This window comes from Chelativorans sp. J32 (assembly GCF_000518985.1).
In the GTDB taxonomy this organism is placed as follows: domain Bacteria; phylum Pseudomonadota; class Alphaproteobacteria; order Rhizobiales; family Rhizobiaceae; genus Chelativorans.
In genome coordinates, this window is the sequence record NZ_JAEQ01000007.1 from 171,642 (window position 1) to 188,262 (window position 16,621).

A 16,621-nucleotide genomic window follows, 5' to 3' on the forward strand; every position below is an offset into this window, starting at 1 on the left:
TGTCAGTGCCGTTCTGTAGGCCATCCGCTTCGCGTCGCCGGCCACGGTGGCGGAGGCCGTCGGGCAAGCAACTCCGGCGTCGGCGGCGGGTTACGTCCCTGCTTCGCCCGTCCAGCGGCCAGCCAGCGGAACAGTCGTGCCACGAGCTTCTTCATCGTGATCCGCCCAGGATCAGGACCTTGGCCTTTTTCTTCCGGTAGGCCTCCGGGTTCCGGCTCATCAGCTTTGCCGCGTTCAGCAGCGCTATGAACGGGTCGATCTTGGCGGAACCGGAGACCTGCTTTGTGATGGCCCGGGCAGAGCCCTTCAGGATTTCCTTGGCATTCCCAACCGCCCATGCCATCAGCGCCTGGCCAGCATGCTTCAATGTTCCGTCAGCGAGTTTGCGAGCTACGCCGACGATCACGTCATTCAGGAAGCCGCCTTGTCCGATGCCGGTGATGGTCCCGCCGTTCGCGTCGGTTTCAAAGCCCGCTGCGATGAGGGCATCCACAAGCGCCGGCAAGCCGAGCTTATCGACGCCGATTCCTTCCTTTTCGGGCAGCAGTCCGGCATCGCGCACCTGGCAGCAGATCGCGACAACCTCCTCCAGATCCTGCGTTGGCTTCTCGCAGAACACGAGTTCGCCGTCCTTGGCGAAGCCGCGAAGCTGCTCGGCAATCTCCTTCCGACGCTTGAGGACGATCGGATGAGCCCATGCCTTAGACCACACCAGCCAGCGGCGTGTGCCTTTCTCGCGGCCGATCACAGCAATCCCAAGAAGGTCATCGAGGCCACCGCCGTCGATACCGATCGTGGCGACCTCGCACCGCTCCATCAGGCCTTCGAGCGTCAGGCCTGGCTCTGCGGCATCCAACCAGAAATCAGCACCCGACCAGCGGTCGCGCCGATTGCGCAGTCCGATTTCAACGTTCAGGTGCTTGGCGAGGAAGGTCTGGAGGTCTTCACCTTCCTCGCCTTCGCCTTTCATGATCTGCTGGAGCTTCCGCTCCAGCCATTCCTGCCGCACCGATCGGCCAAGGTTTGGGTTGGTCATGTAGAACGTTTTCGGATCGAGGTGCTGCTCGGCCTCGATCATCTCCGGCGGGTGCTCATAGATCACCGGCAGGAAACGGGGATCCTCGATCACCCCGTCCCGAACGTCCCGTGCGTACTCCAGCTTCTCCTTGAATACGCCGGCGGGCGGCTCATCGCTCTGCGTCGAGAGATAAATGACGAAGCCTTCCGGTCGCGAAACGAGACCGCCCGTTGCCTCCTGCAGCATCGCGCCGGCGCCGTCGCGCTTGCCGAACATCCAAAGCTCATCGACAAGGATGAAGGCCGCCTTCTTGCCTCCGACCGTCTCTGTGTCAGCCGCAACGATCTTCAGCTTCGCGTTCGTGCGCCGGTGCGTAATCGTCCGAAAGTTCTCCTGCACGTGTAGCAGGTCATTTAGCTCCGGATCCGCGAACACCATGTCACGCGCCGGCTCGAATGAATTCTTCGCGACCTCGATCGTCGGCGCCAGGATGTTGAGTTCAGCTGAAAACCGCCAATTCCGAATGAGCGCGGTGAGCATGATGCCCGCGGCGGTGGTCGACTTCGTGTTCTTCTTGCTGATGAGCAGGAAGAACTCCTCGATCAGCCGTGTGGCCGTTCCGTGGTCATAGGCGCCAAAGATAGCCCGGACGAAATCAAACACCCACTCGTCGCTGCATTCAGCGAAGGTTGGGCTTCCCGCAAGGTCCACCACCCGCAATGACTTGAAGACAGCTAGCGCCGCTTCGGCCTCATCCGGAAAGAGCGGGTCGAACGGGATCAGAGATCGACCCTCAACGATCCTTTCCCGCCAGTCCAGGCAGGCAGTCGACCACGTCTTCACTTGCTGTTGTTCACCACGAGCTTCGGCGGCTCAGGAGTTGCAAATTTGCCGCCTACGTTCTCAGCCGCGATCCGTCGCTCTTCCTTCTTGCCGAGCTTCGGGGCTTTTGCCTCTCGCCCCTTTACTGCGTCCGCCGCGCTCGACACGCGTCCCATTTCCTCGAGCTTCTTGATCGCGGCCACGTTCTTCGCCGCAGCCGCCTCGAACAAATAGCCGATCACCTCGCGCCGCCGGTTGGCATGCCCGTTCTCCAGCTCTTCGGCAAAGTGCTTGCGCAGCGTCGCAACATCGATGCCGAGGGACCGGGCAATCGTATTCTCGCTTTCGCCGCAAAACTTCATCTGCTCGACCGTTTCTCGCTGTTTCAGAGACGGCCGAAACTCAGGGCGCCCACGCTTTGCGGGCTCCTTGCGACCTTTCCTTTTTTCCATCGATTTTCACTCTTCAGCCGAAATTTCGGATCGGCAGAAAAAATTGTGCGAATGCGGGGGGCGCGGGTCTAGGCCGGCTGATGCCCTGGACTTTCGCCCCCCCCCCCGCCATTGACATTCCGACCGCGGAACTCAAAATCGGGCGGAAATAGGGGGTGCGCGCATGACAGATGGCAGATGTCAGCTCACAGGTTCGTTCGGCAAGCTCGTAAGATGCCATCTTCTCCCGAAATCACTGACCAAATCGCCGACGCCAGGTGAACCGCGAGCAGAGGGTATCCCGGGAGCGCGCCCAATCAAACGCTTTGACGGTTGGTACGACACAAATCTGGTCACCCGTGATGGCGAGGACCTCCTTGAGCGGTATGACGACTGGGCAATTAAGGAGCTGAGGCGCTTAAAACTGGTTTGGAGTTCGTGGGGCGGCAGCAATTCATTGCCCGGTGGAACGGAGGCTATTGAGCCAGCCACTGGAGCTGGACTGCGGCGCTTAGAAACACGCGATCCTGCTCGTCTCCGGCTTTTCTTTCTGAGTCTCTTATGGAGGGCGGCGAGTACGAAGCTGCCATACTTCCATGTCGATGTGCCGAAACCTCGGTTGGAGGTGCTGCGTGATATGGTGTTGACGGGGAATTCTTCGCCAGCGTCAATGTTTCCGATTCTGCTCACGCAGCTGTCAACGAAGGGGGCCTGGCACAATGCGGGTCCGAGGACCGAGTACAAAGAGTATCTTACTCCTCCTAGGATGGAACCCGCGCAGGTAAGGTACTACCGATTTTATCTCGATGGACTGATAGTTCATATCGATGACGAGGAGACGGACCCAATAAAGGACAGATGGCGTGAATACGCAGTTGGTGGCGATCGTCTCCTCAATGTTTTGACCCGTCCATACGAAGGCTCGTATCAACAGGAGTGGATCGAAAACCTTATCTTTGAAAGCCTTCGCAACCACTTCACACACGTCGAAAGCATTTTCCAACGCTCCTGAGCAACGACTGTCTCGCATCAATACCACACGCCCTTGATCTCGCTCTGCTCCTCGGCCTGCTTGACGGTATCGTGGTAGGCCTTGCTGACCGTCATCAGGTTCGCCTCGTCCCAGAAGAGTTCTGGGTCGCCACGGTGCGGCTTGATGTGATCGACCACCGGGCTATTCGGTGCCGGGTGCCTGCCGGTGAGCAAGACGCCCGTGCGCTGGCAGGTGTAGAAGTCTCGCTTCAGGACGAAAGCGCGAAGCTTCTGCCACCGTGCCGTCTTGTACCAGGCCCGCCATGGCTGGCTGTCATTGCGGTAGTGGTCTCGGGCCTTCTCATCCGTTGGAGCTTGGCCGATGCGCGTGGAGAGGCTACCGAGTCGAGGTTTTAAATTGGAGAGCTTGGTCATCCTCTCAACTGAATGAGCGGGGACAAAAGTCTGGCGGCGTAAGTGGCGCGCGTGATATTGCTCAGCTGCAACCAATGGGGGAGTAGATGAAGATAACGGTTAAAGGAACAGCGAAATTGCGCCCGCTTAGTGGGGGTGAGGTTGTCGATGTTTTGCCTGAGGACCTTGATTGGGATGTGGTTTCCACTGAAGAGAGAGAAATGGGAACTGCCGTACATTACGAAGCCACCTACGATCTAGGTCCGAGGGGGTCTGTTACTTGGACGTTAGTAGAATATCCTACCGGCGCAGAGAACTTCCGCCGCACGCATTGGGACAGGGTCGAGGTGCTTCAAGACTTCGATTACTATCTGGAACATACGCCTGACGATTGAGATCGACCTCGAGTGAAAGAGCCGCCTCTGACCCAGGCGGCTCAAAAACCGGCACGTTTCTCGCCTCCGTGAGCGCACCATTCTTGCATCGTCTCACTCGCTCACGAGTCTCCGACGATAGCGGGAATATGCCCGTTTTGAGGGGTGCTGAGCAACACCCGCAAAACACGCATTCCGTTATGCAGGATGGTTTTGCGGGCAAGTTCGGCGGAAAGTGCATCCCAAAGGTGGACGCGGCAGGGATGATCAAGATCACACCACCTCGTAAGCAAGCTGCTGCTCGATCAGCGAACCGTTCCCGGCCGGAACGGTTTCCAGTGCCTTCTCACGCCCGATCAGGCTGAGTTCGTCGGCGCGCTCGTTGCCAAGGATGCCGGCGTGGCCCTTGCACCACTCGAGAGTGATCGGAACCAGCGTCAGGGCTTCATCGAGCTCGCGCCATAGGTCGGCATTCGCAAGCTCCTTCTGTGGCCCGCGCTTCCAACCCTTCTTCTTCCAGCCGTGCCGCCATTCGTTGCATCCCCTCACGACATACTGGCTATCGCAGAGCAGGCGAACGGGCTCGATCACGCCGCGGGCGGCAAACCACCGTAGCGCCATCAGGGCGCCCGTGAGTTCCATCGTGTTGTTGGTCGCAACTGGATCGCCGCCGCATTCGGTATGGATCTCCACACCATCGCGATAGACCACAAAACCCCATCCGCCAGCGCCGGGGTTCGGGTCGCAGGCACCGTCACAGTAAATGACCAGCCCGGCCGGAGGGGTGATTTCCACTTGCGGCCTTCCCCGCTTGGAGCCCTTGGACTGCGTTGCCGTGGAGGCGATTCCCTCTGTAATTCGTATCTGAGCGGCCGCCTGGATTTTCTGCAGCACCAAAATGCAGCTCTGTCCTTTCGGCGGGAACTTGAACCGCGTGCCGGCAAGCCGCTGTGCCATGAACGCAGTCTGGCGCTCGGTCTTGAGTGATTGTTCGTCCAGCCCCTGCGCGGCGAGCCAGTCGCGGAGCGGATGCAGGGAGGCAGGGAAGGTGTAAGCCATTCTACCGCGCCCTCTTCAGGTCAGGTGCATCAGCGATCTTGCGGAAGCCCTTCCACATGAGCCCTGAAACTCCGCCGAACTGCTTCATTGGACCGGGCTGCTCATCCGACCATCGCGCCTCTATGCGTTGCATCTCCACCGTGGGCTCAAGGTAAAGACCGGTGACGAGCCAGCGATCGCCGTTCTCGTCTTCGTATATTTCACCGGGATTCCTGGGGGCCAAATAGCTCATGCCGGTTCCTTCCCCTTCAATGGCGCGCCGTCGCAACAACCGCATTCTCCAGCATCGACGCACTCGCCTACCGTGAAATAGTCTGGCCGGCCGTTGCATGGACGCGGACAGAAACACCCGCGCAAGGCAGCCTCTAGATCGCGGATTCTCTGGTCGCGGAAAGCAAGTTCCTTGTTCCGATGGATGCAGAGATCGAGTGCGGCCCGACGCTCGCCGTCAATTCCGTCCATAATCTTCTCAAGTTCAGCGACCTTCGCCCGCTCTTGCTTTTGCCACTTCATGCCGCCCCCATCACGTAGCCGATGATGAAGCCGCCGATCAGCGTGGCGTAGCGCATCGCAACGCTGATGCGATCTTCGTGTCTGAGCCTCATGCTCCCCTCCCGAAAATGTGCGGCAGCGCGGCGTGGATCTTGGTGAGCGCTTCCGCACGCGTTCTCTTGGCAAAATCAGCCATTACTCGCGCCGTCTCTTCCTCGATCGCTCGATCAGCGGCAAAGCCGATGGTGAAGAGCTTGTCGCGAAGGGCCAGCATCTCACCGGCCGTGTCGGCTGCGGCAACTACCAGGGTTCGGCTGCGTCGCTTGCCGTCGACATCGAGGAACGTCTTCGGCATGACGCGCTCGACCCGAACCACGTCGAATTGGTCATCAGGCTTGTAGAGGCACGTCCAGCCCGAGCCGCCCTTGACTAGGCGTTCGAGAGCGCCGGCCATGTCGCCATCGAAATAGCCTGGGTAGAAGTGTTCAATGTAGGCGAGAGCCCACTGGCCCGGTTGCATAGGAATAAGGGTCACGCTGCACCTCCACCGGGTCGCTGCCCACTGCGATTGCATTCATAGGCAAGGCGGTACATTTCACCTCGCACGGCTTCGAAGAACTCCCGAATTTCTGCGTCTATCTCCTCCGCAGAGAGCCCGACGCGCTCAAGGTGCTTCCGGTTGGCAGCGACGACCTGTTTCCAATAGAGGTTTGCGTCCTCGCCATTCTTCTCGGAGAGCTTGAGCGCTGTGTGCCTGACTTTGCCGATGCGTTTGGTCAACGGGAAGAGCAGTACCCGGCGGGGTGGCTGCCATGCGAGGAGAGGAAGGTCCTCAAGCTGCATTGGTCTTACCTCCCATGGTATATCTATATGTGTCCGGTGGAGCGGACTGTGTGCTTCCCGAAATTCGCTCTACAGTCCGTTGGGGCGGACTGTGAGGCATAGTTTCTGCCTTTATCGAGGCCGCCGTGTCCGGTGGAGCGGACTGTGTGTCCGTTGGGGCGGACTGTGTTTTTTTTCCCAGACCCCATCGCATGAACTTCTTGCTGGCCGGCTCCCCAGTCACATCGCACCGATATTCTGTCAGCCTCCATTCGGTGACAGCGCGATTCTTGAGGTTAAACGCGCTCGCCTTTGTTTTCTCGATGAAGCCTTTTTCCTGAAGCCCGTCGAGCGCTTGAGATGCTGTGGTACGACCCATGCCGATCTCGTCGGCGAGCTCTCTACATCCTAACCCTATGCGGCCGTTGTTCACGCCGTCATACCGCCATTTCACCTCGAGGTAGGCCGAACGTTCCACCGGAGTGAGGGCTTTCCATGCGGCGCTCCGCTTCACGTACGCCTCGATCATGATGAACTTGGATTTGCCCTTGCGTTTCCACTTCGAACTCACCCCCAAGCCCTCCATGTCATAGAGATCCAGAGGACACAGATCGCGAGGCCCGCCATGGAGGCGAGCAGGAGCCGCTCAGTTGGCAGCAGCGGATGACCGGCCTTGGCCCTCAAAATGAGGGCTTTGGCGCGATCGGCGTGGGCGTTAGACCGGCGCTGAAGGTGGAGCGCGCGGCGGGCGTGGAAGACCGCCAATGAGGAGCGGAGGAGCCTCATGAAGCGCCCCCAATGACAGGTGTCAGTGCGTGGATGAGCTTAATCCGGTCGAAGTCGTCCCACTCGAAGAACGTCCGGGTCTTGGCCATAAATTCGGCCTTCGTCCTGATCTCTTCCAAAGTGGCGGCCCGATGGTCCAGCAAGGCATCGCGGGTTGCGTTGACAGTTTCGCCGAGATCAATGCCTTGCTCTTTCCATTCCGCGTCTGACAGGGAGTCATAGGCGGTGAGCGCAGCTATGTGAGCCTCCATGAGGCTGAGAAGAAGGTTCATTTACTCCCTCCCTAAGAAGCCCGATCAACGATGAGAGCGAAGCGGTGCTCGTAATCGATCGTCGCTGTGTAGAATGCCTCGGGGTAGATCTCCTGCATCACGTCTGCCAAAGCATTGGCATGGTACCGAGCCCGATCAGTTGCCGATGCTGTGGCAAGGAAATGGTCAATGCTCGGCCTCTGATGTGCGGCGGGCTCAGAGCCCGCGAGAAGCTCACCTGCGCCTGCGACGGCGGGAATGGCGGCGATTCCCGAAAGGATGGTGCGTCTGGAAACGTTCATGCCGCCCTCCCGTCGATCATCTCGCAGACTTCCTCGAGCGCATCTTTGATCACATCGGAGCCGGCGCAGATGGCATTGGCCGCGTCCCTGCTGATGCCGAGCATTCCCTCGCCAGCCATGAAGATCAGCTCGTTCAGATCTTTGATGCGCGAGAGCTTGTCTCTGACGTCGAACAGCACGTTCTCCGCGGTCGGTTCTTGCGAGGTAGGCGCGCTGCTGCTATCTCTGTGCATGTTCAGCTTTCCTTTGGCTTGGGAAGTTTGAGATACGGGCCCGGCAGGATGGCAGTCCTCGCTGGGCCTTTTCTTCGGAGAAGAGACGGCGTTCATTTGCCCCTCCCGGTAATCAGGGTGAGTTTTCGCTGGCCCTGACGCTCCAGCGCATAGTTCTTCGCCGTTATCAGAAGGCCGTTCTTCAGGCACACCGCTGCGCGATCTGGATCGAATAGGCGAACTGGTCGGCCGCCAATGTCCGCGCGTCCAGCGTGCTCAATCTGACAGCCCATTTCAGCGAGACGGTTTCCAAACCAGACCGCGGCACCTTTTAGCCTCGGGAGGCCATGTTGCTTCCAGATCGTGCCGGCAGTGCAGCCAGCCCGAAACAGAAGCGCCCGCGAAGCAAGCTCGCCCCTGATGAGCGAAGGAATGATCTCAGCAAGTTCCTTATGGACCACCGACTTCACGATGCCGCCGATCACACGGCGCGCATCAACGTCTAGCTCTGTTGCGGTCGTCGTTGCACCCGCGACAGCGGCTTCTAACTCCTGCCAGCGATCTATGATGCGAGCCCGCATCTGAACCGAGTAGCCCGATACAAGAATAAGGCTTTCTCGTTTGGGGAGATTGATAATCTCAAGCGGGCGACCACCACCGCTAGAGACTTTAGCCCAACTTTGGGCGAAAGTTTCCGACGCGTCCAAGGCGTCCAGCATCTTGCGAATGTCGCGGAGAACATGGCGGTGCGCTTTCCCCGTCAGGCCGGCAATCTCAAGGCTCGACATCGTGAGGGGGATCTGGGCGAGTGCGTTCATGCCGTCTCTCCCGTCAGATCATGAACGGTGCCAAAATCGGGCGAGAGGATGCGAGCTTGGGCAATTGCCGCGGCGTGGCTTGCGCCATCCCACAAGCTCACCCGCTTGCCATCCGCCTCTACGACCTCAACGAAAAAGCGGTGCTCCCCGATACGCGTTAAATCTTCCCGGGTGCCGTTCTCGTCCGTGACCGTCGCAGACTGGATTGTACCGCTCGTGATCTCGATGTGGGTGCCATGGAAGAGAGGTTGAGCGCGAGCGTTCATGCCGCGTCCTCCAGAAAGAAAGCGGTCAACTTCGAGCGCTCGGCGACCCAGCGCCCGCCGACCTTCTTGGCGGGCAACAGGCCCTTTCTCCAGCATGTGAAATGTTTGTCTTTCGGTTCGGCCTATCACCTTTGCTATCGCTGAGACCTCCCAAATGAGGTCTAGAGGGGTGTCTGCTTCTGCCAACGTATGATCTCCTTTAATACGATTTGGTAACCACGGTGATCACCTAACCACCGTGGTTCCTTGCAGTCAAGACCACGGTGGTCCATAACGGGTGAAATTTGTGGAGTGACTGAATGGCTCGCGAAGACCCGCAGCTAAAGCTGCGACTGACGGAAGAGATGAAGGATATGGTCACCGCCGCTGCGCGTGAAAACAACCGATCCGTAAATGCTGAGATCGTCTGGCGAATTGAGAATTATGAAAAGGCTAAGCAGGCGTGGGCTTCGTTGGACTCTGAACTGAACAAGCTTGAGAGCGAGTTACAGGAGAGGCAGGCGGAAGTCGCACGTCTCTACGATGAGAGAAGCCGCCTGTTCGAAGCGATGAATAACCAGGAACGGAGCCTGCAAACTCTCCGGGAGGCACTCGGAACGTTGACAATAATGGCGCGGTCACTTGGCCAGGCATTCCTCTCCGACGGCGATAAATCAGAGATTGTGAAGGTTCTGGCTCTCGGGTTAGCCGACATCGAGGTCGACTTGTCGTCCGAGGCATCGGAACGTGTCCCGCGTCAACCGTGGGAAGATTAACCCATGTCCGTCCGCAAGCGCACATGGACCAATAGCAAGGGTGAGGAGAAAACCGCCTGGGTGGTCGATTATGTCGACACCAAGGGCAAGCGGCGGCTGAAGACGTTCAAGCTGAAGAAGGAAGCGGACGCCTTCGCCAGCAAGGCCGATGTGGAGGTGCGTGAGGGAGTGCACGTTGCTGACAGCGCCACGATCACGGTGAAGGAAGCGGGCGCTCTGTGGATTGCAAGCTGCGAAGCGGCTGATTTGGAGCGATCCACGATCGATCAGTACAAGCAGCATCTCACGCTCCACATCGAGCCGTTCATTGGCGCCACTAAGCTGTCGAAGATCACCGTGCCGGCTGTGCGGGACCTTCAGGAGAAGCTGCGTGAGGCCGGCCGATCGGCGGCGATGATAAAGCGGGTGACGGTGAGCCTGGGCAGCATCCTTTCCGACGCCCAAGAACGCGGCCTTGTGGTGCGGAACGCGGTGCATGAGATGTCCAAGCGCCGCAAGGGCGGGGCAAAGGCAGAGAAGCGCCAGAAAGCGCGTTTGCGCTATGGAGTGGATATTCCGACCATGCAGGAGGTCCGCGCCATTCTGGAAGCCGCTGAGGGGCGCTACAGGCCGTTTCTGATCACGGCCATTTTCACAGGCATGAGGGCTTCAGAGCTTCGCGGCCTGACATGGGCCGATGTGGATCTTGATAAAGCGAAAATCCACGTCCGCCAGCGGGCCGACAAATATCACGTAATCGGAATGCCTAAATCAGACGCGGGGCAGAGGACGATTCCGCTCACGCCAATGGTCGTGAACACGCTTCGTGAATGGCGCTTGGCCTGTCCGAAGGGCGATCTGAATCTTGTCTTTCCGAACGGGGAGGGGAATGTTGAGTGGCACCAGAACATCATCAAGCGTGGTCTGCATCCGACGCTGATCCGAGCAAAGGTGACGGTGCCGACAGGAAAGGTGGACGAAGAGGGCAATCCGATCCTTGCTCCCAAATACACCGGCCTGCATGCCCTGCGGCACTGGTTCGCTTCATGGTGCATCAACAGCAAGGCTGATGGTGGTCTGGAACTCTCTCCGAAAGCCGTGCAGGCCCGCATGGGGCATTCCAGCATTCAGGTGACGTTCGACACCTACGGCCACCTGTTTCCAGCCTTAGACGAGGCGGAAAGTCTGCGAATGGCAGAGCAGGTATTGCTTGAAGGACGCAGACATGGGTAATCGCCGCATCAATTGGGCTCGTGGTTTTTTTCGGCTCTGGGTTCTAGTATCGTTGCTTTGGATTGCCACCGTAACCACGTTCATGTGGTCAAGCATCAGCAATCCGTATGTAGCTCCTCATGTATTCATTGGCCCTGAAGGTGATGTAGCCTGGGCAGCCCATTCTAATCAGGCGCGGGCGGCGCGAGAGCTAAAAGCAAGAGGCGAATTTGTCGAAGTCGAGGTAGACGGTGCACCCAACATCACATATCTCGGGAGGGATAATGGGAACCTTGCGGAAATCATGGAGCAGAAAGCTCCGGTGATGGTGGGCTTCTACAAAACGCAGGTATCGACAGGAAGAGCGAGTGCGGTATGGCAGACCGTCAGCGTCGGTCTTATTCCACCTGCGATCATCCTTGTCATCGGCTTTTTCATCAGCTGGGCAATGCGCGGATTTCTGCATGGACGCGACATGGACGCGACATGACCGCGAAAAGAGTAGTTAAAACAAGGTTCCTCCAAATACTCTGACTCCGTTAGTCCTGGTTCGAATCCAGGTTCCCCAGCCACTTCTTGGCTCTTCATACGCTCGTGCACGCGAAGGAATCGCCATGAGTGAGCGTCTTGATCGTTACTGATCTGATTGGTACTTGTTTAGGGTAAGCAGAAATGTTGAAAGCCGCAGCTGATTGGTTGCTGCTGTCACGTGATGGTCTTGTCGCTCACATTCTCCCGAATTACTTCTGTTACTCCTAGTTCACCTAAGCATCCGTGAAAATCAGGGTTCGTTTCGAGCCCTGCCAGGGCTTCTATGACCTTCTCAGAGGGCAGAGGTCATGAATAGAGGATTAGCCGCGTTAGAGAGGGCTGATCATCAGGTTGAATGTCGGATCGATTACCCGTAGCAACTGCGCACGTGGCCGATCCTCATGATGGAAGACCGATGAGCCAGCACCCCACCGTGGCTGTTTTTCACGACTATTTCGCCATCCGCGGCGGCGGAGAGCGTCTCGCGCTCACACTCGCCGAAGCTCTGGATGCCCATCTCTATTTTGGCTACCGAACCCCTGACTCATACGATGAAGAGGCCTTTCCTGGAGCCGCCAAGGAAATCGGGCTCGCCTCAGCCCTTCGCGCCCCAGGCGTGCGTCCGGTCCCGCTCGCAATTGCATTCGCCACATATAGGCGTGAGGCCGAGCGCTACCCAATCCGCATCTTTTCGGGCGTTTCCGCTCCATTCGCCGCGCCCCGAAGAGGCAAGGGCCTGAACATTTTCTACTGTCACACTCCTCCCCGGTTTCTTTTTGATCAGCGATCACATTTCGCAGGTCGCATGCCGGGCATAACCCGCGGCATCGCGCCAGCCATTCTGGGGATGTTCGAGCGAGAGTATCGGCGGGCCGTCTCGCGAATGGATGTGATCGTTACGAATTCCGAAAATACCAAGGCGCGCATTCGCAAGTACCTGCAACGTGACAGTGTGGTTGTCTATCCGCCTATCGAAACGACGCAGTTCGTCTGGTCCGGGCAGGGGGACTACTATCTCTCCACCGCGCGCCTGAGCCCGCTCAAGCGCGTGGATAGGATCATCGAAGCATTCAAGGCGATGCCGGACAAAAAGCTGGTGGTTGCTTCCGGAGGCACCGAACTGGAAAGGCTGAAGGCTCTGGCTGAAAACGCAGCGAATATTGAATTTCGCGGATGGGTCGACGATAAGGAGATGATTTCGCTCATCGGTAATTGCATCGCCAGCATTTACCTGCCTCGAGACGAAGATTTCGGTATGTCTCCCGTGGAGTCGATGGCTGCCGGCAAACCCGTCATCGGGGTCGCTGAAGGCGGCCTTCAGGAGACGATCATATCTGGCGAAACGGGTTCTCTTCTGCCCCCCGAGTTCACCCTCGACGATTTAGTGGGAGCAATCCGGGACCTGACCCCGACAAAGGCGCTTTCGATGAGGGCTGCGGCCGAAGCCAGAGCTCAGCGCTTCTCGCGCGAGCGATTTCTTTCCGAGATCAAGAAGGTGATCGATGACGCCGGAATGTTCACGGTTAAGCATTGAAAACCTGCCGCTCCCATGCGTCGCGCCGGTGTACCAGGAATGTGAACAATATCCTGAGGTCGGCACATAGATCGCCGCAATGTAGCAGGCCCGTTCTATCTGCTTTAAGCGCCGGGAACACCCTGCTCGATCGATCCCCGCATCCTGGCCTGTCCACGGATCGATCTTCGGATTGCTCCACAAACGTCGCTTTGCCATAAAGGCCGCCGAACAGGGAGACGCCCATGGCGGAAAGACGACTGGCCGAGGAGGATTTCGAAGCGCGGGTGCGCGCCAGCTTTGCCCGCCAAAAGGCCATGGCCACGATTGGGGCAGAGCTGACGCTCGTGACGCCAGGCATCGTCGAAATCGAAATGGCGCATTCCGACAATTTGACCCAGCAGCATGGCTTCCTGCATGCGGGCGTCGTCTCCATGGCGCTCGACACCGCCTGTGGCTACGCCGCTTATTCGCTGATGCCCGCCGAGGCGGGTGTGCTCACCATTGAGTTCAAGGTCAATCTGCTGGCGCCGGGGAAGGGGGAGCGTTTTTTGTTCCGGGGCTCCGTCACCAAGCCCGGGCGCACCATAATCGTGGCCGACGGCCAGGCCTATGCCTATGACGGGGAAGGGGAGGCAAAACTGATCGCCACCATGACCGGCACCATGATGACCATCGTCGGACGGGAGGGCATTGCGGGATGAAGATTCCGATCGCCGATCTGGGGGACAGGAAAGTGCTGTTCGCGATGGCCGCGGAGGCGGAATATGGGCCCTGCCTCAAGGCACGCTTCACGCCGTTGATGATCGGCATCGGTCCGGTCGAGGCGGCCGTGAAATTGGCGGCCGCGCTGTCGGAGCTTCGGCACGAAGGCAAGCTGCCGGATCTCGTGGTTTCCCTGGGCTCTGCCGGCAGCCGGACCCTGGAACAGACGGAAGTCTATCAGGCAAGTTCCGTTTCCTACCGCGATATGGACGCGTCTCCGCTTGGGTTCGAGAAGGGCGTAACCCCTTTCCTGAGACTACCGGCGGAAATCCAGCTCCCGATGCGGATCCCCGGCATTCCCCAGGCCAGGCTCTCCACCGGCGGAGGGATCGTCAGCGGTGAAGCCTATGGCGAGATCGCGGCCGATATGGTCGATATGGAAACCTATGCCTGCCTGAGGGCCTGCCAGCATTTCGGCGTGGGCTTGGTCGCGCTGCGCGGAATTTCGGACGGCGCTCAGGAGCTGCGTCACGTCAGCGACTGGACGCAATACCTGCACGTCATAGATGAAAAGCTTGCCGCCGCGGTCGACCGCTTGACGGCAGCGATTGTCGAGGGCGTGATCGCACCATAGCTTATTTCAGTGGTGCCCTCACAAAGCCGCGCTCCGTCCGGCCGCCTGCAGCCGCACCTGTTACAAAATCCGGCAAAAACCCGTGCAGACCAGTTGCGTGAAACCGCTTCCTTCTTTAAAGCCCCGCCATGAGCACCACGATCCATCCTGATACCGTTCTGATTGTCGATTTCGGCAGCCAGGTCACACAGCTTATTGCACGGCGCGTGCGCGAGGCAGGCGTCTATTCCGAGATCGCCCCCTTCCAATTGGCGGAAGAGGCCTTTCGGCGCTTGAAGCCGAAGGCGGTCATTCTGTCCGGGAGCCCGGCCTCCACGGTCGAGATTGGAAGTCCGCGCGCGCCCGATGCCATCTTCCAGTCCGGCGTGCCCGTGCTCGGCATCTGCTATGGCGAACAGACCATGTGCGCCCAGCTGGGCGGCAAGGTTGAATCCAGCGACCACCGTGAATTCGGCCGCGCCTTCCTGGAGATCGAGGAGGATTGCGCGCTCTTTTCCGGGGTCTGGGCGCCCGGGACGCGCCATCAGGTCTGGATGAGCCATGGCGACCGCGTGACGGCGCTGCCGCCCGGCTTCAAGGTGGTAGGCACATCCGCCGGTGCCCCCTTTGCGGCCATCGCCGACGACAAGCGGAGATATTACGGCGTGCAGTTCCACCCCGAAGTGGTGCACACTCCCGACGGCGCGCGACTGCTTGCCAATTTCGTGCACAAGATCGCGGGCCTCAAAGGCGACTGGACCATGGCTGCCTATCGCGAGCAGGCGGTCCAGGCGATCCGCGATCAGGTAGGCTCCGGCAAGGTGATCTGTGCGTTGTCGGGCGGCGTCGATTCCTCCGTGGCCGCACTGCTCACGCATGAGGCGGTTGGCGACCAGCTCACCTGCATCCTCGTGGACCATGGCCTGATGCGGAAGAACGAGGCGGCGGAAGTGGTCGCCATGTTCCGCGAGCACTACAACGTGCCGCTGATCCTGGTCGATGCCTCTGACCGATTCCTCGGCGCGCTCGAGGGCGAGACGGACCCGGAGAAGAAGCGCAAGACGATCGGCCGTCTTTTCATCGAAGTTTTCGAGGAAGAGGCCAAGAAGCTTGGTGGCGCCGACTTCCTGGTGCAGGGCACGCTCTATCCGGACGTCATCGAAAGCGTCTCCTTTACAGGCGGCCCCTCGGTCACCATCAAGTCGCACCACAATGTGGGCGGACTACCCGAGCGCATGAATATGAAGCTCGTCGAACCGTTGCGCGAGCTCTTCAAGGATGAAGTGCGCGTGCTGGGCAAGGAACTCGGCCTTCCTGAGCATTTCATCCGCCGCCACCCGTTCCCCGGGCCGGGCCTTGCCATCCGCTGCCCCGGCGGCGTGACGCGGGAGAAGCTCGAAATCCTGCGCGCTGCCGACGCTATCTATCTCGACGAGATCCGCAAGGCTGGTCTCTATGATGCCATATGGCAGGCTTTTGCGGTTCTGCTGCCGGTGCAGACGGTCGGCGTCATGGGCGACGGGCGCACTTACGAATTCGTTTGTGCGCTGCGCGCAGTCACCTCGGTGGACGGCATGACGGCCGACTTCTATCACTTCGACATGGAGTTCCTCGGCCGCGCCGCGACACGCATCATAAACGAGGTGCGCGGCATCAACCGGGTGGTCTATGACGTGACGAGCAAGCCACCCGGAACGATCGAGTGGGAATGATCTGACGTCCCTCACGGTCTCGGCTCGAGCAGATCCCTGAACTTTGCCTGTGACAATTTCGCCTACTCGAGGCACTAGCCAAGACCAGTCCAGAAACCCTCCGGTGACGGCTACAGCATAAAGGGCACCGTAGGTTTAGGCGGGAACTGCTAAAACATCCCCGTTTACGCTTATACGCCCCGCCGGCTTCGGCCGGCAGGGCGTTTTGTCATTCTTCGCGCGAGTCGCTCACCGGGACGGCGCACGCTCTGCTCATGGGTCGTTAACCACACGCCTTTAGGTTTCCCCCGATTCGGAGAGGAAGCTCATGAGTGCAAGTGTCGTCTCGTTCCCCCTTTATCGCCAGCAGAAACTTTTGAGCGGTATCGCTCAAGCTCTTCGAACGAAGCACGGTGATGAAGCAAATCTGTTCTGGCGGGAGACCGCTAGAAATCTGTTGCAGCAATTGACGGCGAATGGCGTTGACGTTCGTGCAGCAGAGGAAGAGGTGCGCTACTTTCTCCACGCTGTCCTTCTGCAGATCGAGACGGATGCGACGAAAGCCGAGGCTTGAGGCTTCTAG

General features: G+C 59.1%; 22 protein-coding genes. 9 read left to right on the forward strand and 13 right to left on the reverse strand.

Annotation, left to right across the window (positions count from 1 at the left end; all coding sequences use genetic code 11):
* Positions 1-151: 151 nt before the first annotated feature.
* The 3 genes from CHEJ32_RS0112130 to CHEJ32_RS0112145 all read right to left on the reverse strand — a co-directional run bounded on the left by CHEJ32_RS0112130 (position 152) and on the right by CHEJ32_RS0112145 (position 3,678).
* On the reverse strand, positions 152-1,861 hold the full coding sequence (locus CHEJ32_RS0112130; protein WP_034658296.1) for a terminase large subunit: 1,710 nt from the start codon (positions 1,859-1,861) through the stop codon (positions 152-154).
* Positions 1,858-2,292, reverse strand: coding sequence for a hypothetical protein (locus CHEJ32_RS26255; protein WP_028034115.1), 435 nt, complete (start codon positions 2,290-2,292; stop codon positions 1,858-1,860). The genes CHEJ32_RS0112130 and CHEJ32_RS26255 overlap by 4 nt, the downstream gene beginning before the upstream one ends.
* 1,008 nt (positions 2,293-3,300) lie before the next feature.
* Positions 3,301-3,678, reverse strand: a complete 378-nt coding sequence (locus tag CHEJ32_RS0112145) for an HNH endonuclease (protein ID WP_028034116.1) — start codon at positions 3,676-3,678, stop codon at positions 3,301-3,303.
* Positions 3,679-3,764: 86 nt separating this feature from the next.
* On the opposite strand from CHEJ32_RS0112145, the gene CHEJ32_RS0112150 reads away from it, so the two are divergent.
* Positions 3,765-4,052 (forward strand): hypothetical protein, encoded by a 288-nt coding sequence (locus CHEJ32_RS0112150; RefSeq protein ID WP_028034117.1) that lies wholly within the window; start codon positions 3,765-3,767, stop codon positions 4,050-4,052.
* Positions 4,053-4,304: 252 nt separating this feature from the next.
* Here CHEJ32_RS0112150 and CHEJ32_RS24615 read toward each other — a convergent pair whose 3' ends face one another.
* From CHEJ32_RS24615 to CHEJ32_RS0112215, 10 genes are all read right to left on the reverse strand, one after another.
* Positions 4,305-5,090, reverse strand: coding sequence for a ribonuclease H (locus tag CHEJ32_RS24615; RefSeq protein ID WP_245261074.1), 786 nt, complete (start codon positions 5,088-5,090; stop codon positions 4,305-4,307).
* Position 5,091: 1 nt separating this feature from the next.
* Positions 5,092-5,322 carry a hypothetical protein gene (locus CHEJ32_RS0112160; protein WP_156936683.1) on the reverse strand — a complete coding sequence of 77 codons (231 nt, stop codon included), beginning with the start codon at positions 5,320-5,322 and terminating at the stop codon, positions 5,092-5,094.
* 369 nt (positions 5,323-5,691) lie between these two features.
* Complete coding sequence (locus CHEJ32_RS0112175; protein ID WP_156936684.1) at positions 5,692-6,117, reverse strand: hypothetical protein; 426 nt, start codon at positions 6,115-6,117, stop codon at positions 5,692-5,694.
* Positions 6,114-6,425: a DUF6074 family protein gene (locus tag CHEJ32_RS0112180; protein WP_028034120.1), complete on the reverse strand. Its 312-nt coding sequence runs from the start codon at positions 6,423-6,425 to the stop codon at positions 6,114-6,116. Before CHEJ32_RS0112180 ends, CHEJ32_RS0112175 begins: the two co-directional genes overlap by 4 nt.
* A complete protein-coding gene (locus CHEJ32_RS24620; protein ID WP_198023856.1) occupies positions 6,415-6,975 on the reverse strand; it encodes a MarR family transcriptional regulator in 561 nt (186 codons plus the stop codon). The genes CHEJ32_RS0112180 and CHEJ32_RS24620 overlap by 11 nt, the downstream gene beginning before the upstream one ends.
* A 211-nt stretch (positions 6,976-7,186) precedes the next feature.
* Positions 7,187-7,462, reverse strand: a complete 276-nt coding sequence (locus CHEJ32_RS0112195) for a hypothetical protein (RefSeq protein ID WP_028034121.1) — start codon at positions 7,460-7,462, stop codon at positions 7,187-7,189.
* Positions 7,463-7,473: 11 nt separating this feature from the next.
* Positions 7,474-7,743, reverse strand: a complete 270-nt coding sequence (locus CHEJ32_RS0112200) for a hypothetical protein (protein ID WP_028034122.1) — start codon at positions 7,741-7,743, stop codon at positions 7,474-7,476.
* The gene (locus CHEJ32_RS0112205) at positions 7,740-7,976 is read right to left on the reverse strand and encodes a hypothetical protein (protein WP_028034123.1); all 237 of its coding nucleotides are present in this window, start codon (positions 7,974-7,976) and stop codon (positions 7,740-7,742) included. The genes CHEJ32_RS0112200 and CHEJ32_RS0112205 overlap by 4 nt, the downstream gene beginning before the upstream one ends.
* A 92-nt stretch (positions 7,977-8,068) precedes the next feature.
* Positions 8,069-8,773: a Rha family transcriptional regulator gene (locus tag CHEJ32_RS26265; RefSeq protein WP_051469629.1), complete on the reverse strand. Its 705-nt coding sequence runs from the start codon at positions 8,771-8,773 to the stop codon at positions 8,069-8,071.
* Entirely contained in the window at positions 8,770-9,039 is a 270-nt protein-coding gene (locus CHEJ32_RS0112215) for a hypothetical protein (RefSeq protein WP_028034124.1), read from the reverse strand. The genes CHEJ32_RS26265 and CHEJ32_RS0112215 overlap by 4 nt, the downstream gene beginning before the upstream one ends.
* 299 nt (positions 9,040-9,338) lie before the next feature.
* Between CHEJ32_RS0112215 and CHEJ32_RS0112225 the strand changes: the two genes are divergently transcribed.
* The 8 genes from CHEJ32_RS0112225 to CHEJ32_RS0112260 all read left to right on the forward strand — a co-directional run bounded on the left by CHEJ32_RS0112225 (position 9,339) and on the right by CHEJ32_RS0112260 (position 16,612).
* Entirely contained in the window at positions 9,339-9,794 is a 456-nt protein-coding gene (locus CHEJ32_RS0112225; protein ID WP_028034125.1) for an Arc family DNA-binding protein, read from the forward strand.
* A 3-nt stretch (positions 9,795-9,797) separates the two neighbouring features.
* Positions 9,798-11,006: a site-specific integrase gene (locus tag CHEJ32_RS0112230; protein ID WP_028034126.1), complete on the forward strand. Its 1,209-nt coding sequence runs from the start codon at positions 9,798-9,800 to the stop codon at positions 11,004-11,006.
* Positions 10,999-11,475: a hypothetical protein gene (locus CHEJ32_RS27145; protein WP_156936685.1), complete on the forward strand. Its 477-nt coding sequence runs from the start codon at positions 10,999-11,001 to the stop codon at positions 11,473-11,475. Before CHEJ32_RS0112230 ends, CHEJ32_RS27145 begins: the two co-directional genes overlap by 8 nt.
* A 456-nt stretch (positions 11,476-11,931) precedes the next feature.
* On the forward strand, positions 11,932-13,050 hold the full coding sequence (locus tag CHEJ32_RS0112240) for a glycosyltransferase (protein ID WP_028034128.1): 1,119 nt from the start codon (positions 11,932-11,934) through the stop codon (positions 13,048-13,050).
* A 224-nt stretch (positions 13,051-13,274) separates the two neighbouring features.
* Positions 13,275-13,733 carry a PaaI family thioesterase gene (locus CHEJ32_RS0112245; RefSeq protein ID WP_028034129.1) on the forward strand — a complete coding sequence of 153 codons (459 nt, stop codon included), beginning with the start codon at positions 13,275-13,277 and terminating at the stop codon, positions 13,731-13,733.
* Positions 13,730-14,368, forward strand: a complete 639-nt coding sequence (locus CHEJ32_RS0112250) for a 5'-methylthioadenosine/S-adenosylhomocysteine nucleosidase (RefSeq protein WP_028034130.1) — start codon at positions 13,730-13,732, stop codon at positions 14,366-14,368. The genes CHEJ32_RS0112245 and CHEJ32_RS0112250 overlap by 4 nt, the downstream gene beginning before the upstream one ends.
* 128 nt (positions 14,369-14,496) lie before the next feature.
* Positions 14,497-16,059: a glutamine-hydrolyzing GMP synthase gene (guaA, locus tag CHEJ32_RS0112255; RefSeq protein ID WP_028034131.1), complete on the forward strand. Its 1,563-nt coding sequence runs from the start codon at positions 14,497-14,499 to the stop codon at positions 16,057-16,059.
* 307 nt (positions 16,060-16,366) lie between these two features.
* Positions 16,367-16,612 carry a DUF6074 family protein gene (locus tag CHEJ32_RS0112260; RefSeq protein ID WP_028034132.1) on the forward strand — a complete coding sequence of 82 codons (246 nt, stop codon included), beginning with the start codon at positions 16,367-16,369 and terminating at the stop codon, positions 16,610-16,612.
* The last annotated feature ends 9 nt before the right edge of the window (positions 16,613-16,621 follow it).